Source organism: Nostocoides jenkinsii Ben 74 (genome assembly GCF_001046875.1).
Taxonomy (GTDB): Bacteria; Actinomycetota; Actinomycetes; order Actinomycetales; family Dermatophilaceae; genus Nostocoides_A; species Nostocoides_A jenkinsii.
Map to the genome: position 1 here is coordinate 3,798,872 of NZ_HF571038.1, position 958 is coordinate 3,799,829.

Here is a 958-nt window from a genome sequence, read left to right on the forward strand (position 1 = left end):
CTCCAGCTTTCTTCATTTTCCGGTGTCGACCTTCTTCTATATTGACACACTGTTGGGAATTCCTTTGCCTGTAAGTCCACCTTCACTTGTTGGGAAAAGCAACGTATACGGAGCGTTAACGGGGCCTGATCTGTTTGTCAATATGTTGTCACCATTCCTCTGTATAATCTGTTTTTCAATGTCTGTCAACTTCTTTCCAAATTTGTCGAAAGCAGCAAGTGGTTCTTTGTCCTTTGTCCATTCAGGAGACTCTCGTTGTCCGAGGTAAATCTCATCTGTAGTATGCCTTGACAATATCTCTACGAGGGAAACACCAAGCAATGTTTGTAACTGAGCTGTGATTGTTTTCAAGAATGCCTTATCGGGGTTTTTCTTTAGCTCTTCATATTCAGGAGTTCCTGGTTCAGGCATGAATCTTCGACTTACTGTGGGGCGATTTGGGAGATAACCTGCATAAGGATATTGCCCGAAATTAACTGCTGCATGAAGTGCAGAAGCTATCCATATGATGGTGGTACACGAATCGATTAGCTCTTGTGGTGTTTCCATTTCAGGCCACCATGGTTCATTTTTCTTGTCACCATGTCCCACTTCTCGGAGTTCCTTCCACCAGGCTTGTAGTTCATTGTCTTTCAGAATCTCTTCATCCGATCCATAGTAGAAACTGCAGTAGTCTGTCACCCAACTTTTGATTGCAGACCATATTTCTAAGCCATCAACAGCGTATGGATAGTCCTCTATCAGTAAACGAACACCATGAGGAGAACTCGAGTCCTCAACTGCTACTCCCCTCTTAACAAGATCAGCCGGAAGGGCTTGATCAGGGAAAACCCAATCTTTGTAAACGACAGCTGACATTTCCATGGCAAATTTGGATTGAAAAACTGTACTCTCAAGAACTCCACCAGCATTGACTAGGATTTGTCTTGCCGAAGCATTAATATTCATTGTGTCCCGG

At 43.4% G+C, this 958-nt stretch carries 1 protein-coding gene; it reads right to left on the bottom strand.

The genetic code is table 11. From position 1 onward, the window contains the following. Positions 1–36 precede the first annotated feature (36 nt). Positions 37–958, bottom strand: a 922-nt coding sequence (locus tag BN13_RS18995) for a lipoxygenase family protein (protein ID WP_201329117.1), incomplete at its 5' end; no start/stop codon positions are given.